Below are 3989 nucleotides of genomic sequence, written 5' to 3'. Positions count from 1 at the left end.
GAGCCGATCGCGATCGTGGGCATGGCCTGCCGCTACCCCGGCGGCGTCTCCTCACCAGAGGGTCTGTGGGACCTGGTCGCGCAGGCTCGGGACGCGGTGGGCGATTTCCCGTCCGATCGTGGCTGGGACGTGGAAGGGGTATACGGCCCGGAACCGGGCGCACCGGGAAAGAGCTACACGCGACAAGGCGCGTTCCTGTACGACGCCGCCGACTTCGACCCCGGGTTCTTCGGGATCAGCCCGCGTGAGGCCCTCGCGATGGATCCGCAGCAGCGGTTGCTGCTGGAGGCGTCGTGGGAGGCGATCGAGCGGGCGGGCCTGGATCCGGTGGGACTGCGCGGCAGCCGGACGGGCGTGTTCGCCGGGGTGATGTACCACGACTACGGTCTCGGTACCCCCGCCGCGACCAGCGGTGGAAGCCTGGTGTCCGGACGGGTGTCGTACACCCTGGGCCTGGAGGGCCCCGCGGTCACGGTGGACACGGCGTGCTCGTCGTCGCTGGTCGCGCTGCACTGGGCGGCGCAGGCGTTGCGCTCGGGTGAATGTGATCTGGCCCTGGCGGGCGGTGTCACGGTCATGTCGACGCCCGGCATGTTCATCGAGTTCTCCCGGCAGCGTGGCCTGTCGGTGGACGGTCGGTGCAAGGCGTTCTCCGCGTCGGCGGACGGTACCGGCTGGGGCGAGGGCGTCGGCATGCTGCTGGTCGAGCGGCTCTCGGACGCCCGGCGCAACGGTCACCACATCCTCGCCGTCATGCGCGGCAGCGCGATCAACCAGGACGGCGCGAGCAACGGCCTGACCGCCCCGAACGGCCCGGCGCAGCAGCGGGTGATCCGCCAGGCGCTGGCGAACGCCGGACTGTCGACCGCGGACATCGACGCCGTGGAAGCGCACGGCACGGGCACCACCCTCGGCGACCCGATCGAGGCCCAGGCCATCCTGGCCACCTACGGCCAGGACCGGCCCGAGGACCGGCCGCTGTGGCTGGGGTCGCTGAAGTCGAACATCGGTCACACCCAGGCCGCCGCCGGTGTCGGTGGCGTCATCAAGATGGTGATGGCTCTCCGCCACGAGCTCCTCCCCAAGACCCTGCACGTGGACGAGCCAAGCCCGCACGTGGACTGGTCGGCCGGTGCGGTGGAACTGCTCACCGAGCCCGTGCCCTGGCAGGAGAACGGGCACGCCCGCCGCGCGGCCATCTCGTCTTTCGGGATCAGCGGCACGAACGCGCATGTGATCATCGAGCAGGGTCCGGTGGTGGAGTCGGAGCCCTCCGGCGCCGAGCTGCCGGTGACGCCGTGGCTGGTCTCGGCCAAGACTCCCGAGGCGCTGCGGGCGCAGGCCGGGCAGCTCGCGGCGTGGGTGGAGGAGCGGCCTGAGCTGAACCCGGCCGATGCGGCCTGGACGCTGGCGACGGGCCGGGCGCTGCTGGAGCAGCGCGCGGTGGTGGTCGGCGCCGACCAGGTCGAGCTGGTGGCGGGCCTGCGTGCCCTGGCCGAGGGCACGGCGACGCCGGGTGCCGCGGCCGGTGGCGGGTTGGCGATGTTGTTCGCCGGTCAGGGCAGCCAGCGGGTGGGGATGGGCCGTGAGCTGGCCGCCGCGTTCCCGGTGTTCGCCGACGCCCTGGACGAGGTTTGTGCGTTGTTACCGGGGTCGGTGCGTGAGGCGATGTTCTCGGGCCCGGACGAGGTGTTGGCCGAGACGGGGATGACCCAGCCGGCGCTGTTCGCCTTCGAGGTCGCTCTGTATCGTCTGCTGGCCTCGCTGGGGGTGACGCCGGATGTGCTGGTGGGTCACTCGGTGGGGGAGATCGCCGCCGCGCATGTGGCGGGGGTGCTGTCGCTGCCTGATGCGTGTGCGCTGGTTTCCGCGCGGGCGCGGTTGATGCAGGCGCTGCCGCAGGGTGGGGCGATGATGGCCATCGCCGCTCCTGAGGCGGAGGTCCTTCCGCTGCTGGAGGGCCGCGAGGATGTGAGCATCGCGGCGGTGAACGGCCCGGCCTCGGTGGTGATCTCCGGTAGCGAGAGTGCGGTGGAGGAGATCGCCGCTCTGGTGAGTGCCCGCACTCGCAGGCTGCGGGTCTCGCATGCCTTCCATTCGCCGTTGATGGAGCCGATGCTCGCCGAGTTCGAGCAGATCGTCTCCGCTCTGACTTTCAGCGAGCCGGCCATCCCTGTCGTCTCCAACGTGACGGGCCGGCCCGCGGAGCCGGGGCTGCTGACCGATCCGGCGTACTGGGTGCGGCATGTGCGCGAGGCGGTGCGGTTCGCCGACGGGGTGGCCGCCTGCCAGGCGAGTGTGTTCGTGGAGATCGGACCCGATTCGACTCTGACCGCGCTGGCCCAGCAGAGCGTCGACGACGGAGCGTTCGTCGCGACCGCTCGCAAGGACCGGGACGAGGTCCGGACACTGGTCGAGGCACTGGGCCGGCTGCACGCTCACGGCGTGGGAGTCGACTGGCGAGCGATCCTCACCCCGAGAGCACAGGTCGACCTGCCGACGTACGCCTTCCAGCACGAGCGGTACTGGATCCCCGCGCTGACCGATGCCGGAGACATGAACGCCGCCGGGCTGGGCGCGATCGATCATCCGGTGTTCAGCGCCGTGACCGAGGTCGCCAGCGGCGAGTCGGTGATCTTCAGTGGTCGCTTGTCACCCACCACGCAGCCGTGGCTGGCCGATCACCTCGTGGGTGGTCAGATGCTGGTTCCGGGGGCGGCGCTGGTCGAGCTGGCCATCCGGGCGGGCGACGAGGTCGAGTGCTCCTACCTGCAGGAACTGACCATCCAGGCGCCGCTGGTGGTGCCCGCCCAGGGTGGGGTCCAGATCCAGGTGGTCATCGGAGCGGTGGAGGAGTCCGGAGCACGTCCGCTGACGGTCCACTCCCGCTCCCAGGACGCCGCCGGATGGACGCAGCACGCACAGGGCCTGGTGACCGCCGAGCTGCCGGTGGCGGCGTTCGAGCTGACGCAGTGGCCGCCGGTGGACGTGCGGCCGGTGGTGGTCGATGGTCTGTATGACGATCTGGCGGCGGTCGGTCTGGAGTACGGGCCTGTCTTCCAGGGGGTGACGCGGGCGTGGTCGCGGCCGGGTGAGGTGTTCGCCGAGGTCGCGCTGCCCGAGCAGGCGCATGGGGACGCGGCGCGGTTCGGGGTGCATCCGGCCCTGTTGGACGCGGTGTTGCACGCCAGCGCGCTGGGCGATCTGCTGCCGGAGGCCGAGCCGGGCAGGCCTTTCCTGCCCTTCTCCTGGTCGGGTGTGTCCCTGCACGCCACGGCGGCGACCAGCCTGCGAGTGAAGATCATTGGTACGGGTGGCACCAGCATGGCGCTGACCATCGCCGATGGGGCCGGTGTGCCGGTGGCGGAGGTCGAGGCGCTCACGTTGCGTCCGTTGTCGACCTCCGACCTGGCCGCCGCGGGTGATCGCGGCTGGTTGCACCAGGTGGGCTGGACCGCCATCGCGGCCGGGACGAGTACAGAAGTACCCCGCTGGGCGGTGCTGGAGGCGGGGGCCGGCCTGGATGCGGTCATCGAGGTGCCCGAGGCGGTGCTGGTCACGATCCCATCTGGCGGTGAGCTGGGTGTGGTGACGCGTGAGGTGCTGGCCCTGGTGCAGCAGTGGCTGGCCGAGGAGCGGTTCGCCTCCTCGAGGCTGGTCCTCGTCACCCACGGTGCGGTGGTGGCGGTCGCGGATGAGGTGCCGGACCTGGCGCAGGCGGCGGTGTGGGGTCTGGTGCGAGCGGCGCAGGCCGAACAGCCCGGCCGACTCGTACTGCTGGACCTGGACACCGACGCCCTCGACGCGGACACGGTCGCTCAGGCGCTGGCCACGGGCGAGCCACAGGTCGCGGTACGGGACGGGCACCTGCTGATGCCAGGGCTGAACCGCACCGCGGACCGTGGCGAGGAGCGGTCGGTGTTCGGTCCGGAGGGCACGGTGCTGGTCACCGGCGGCACCGGCGGGCTGGGCGCGGTCGTGGCCAAACA

At 71.5% G+C, this 3989-nt stretch carries 1 protein-coding gene; it reads left to right on the top strand.

All coding sequences use genetic code 11. The features are described from left to right. A partial coding sequence (locus ACVCAG_RS45565) for a type I polyketide synthase (RefSeq protein ID WP_447191659.1) occupies positions 1-3989 on the top strand: 3989 nt, incomplete at both ends.

Source organism: Streptosporangium sp. G12 (assembly GCF_052983175.1).
This window is presented reverse-complemented; position numbering and strand designations above follow the sequence as displayed.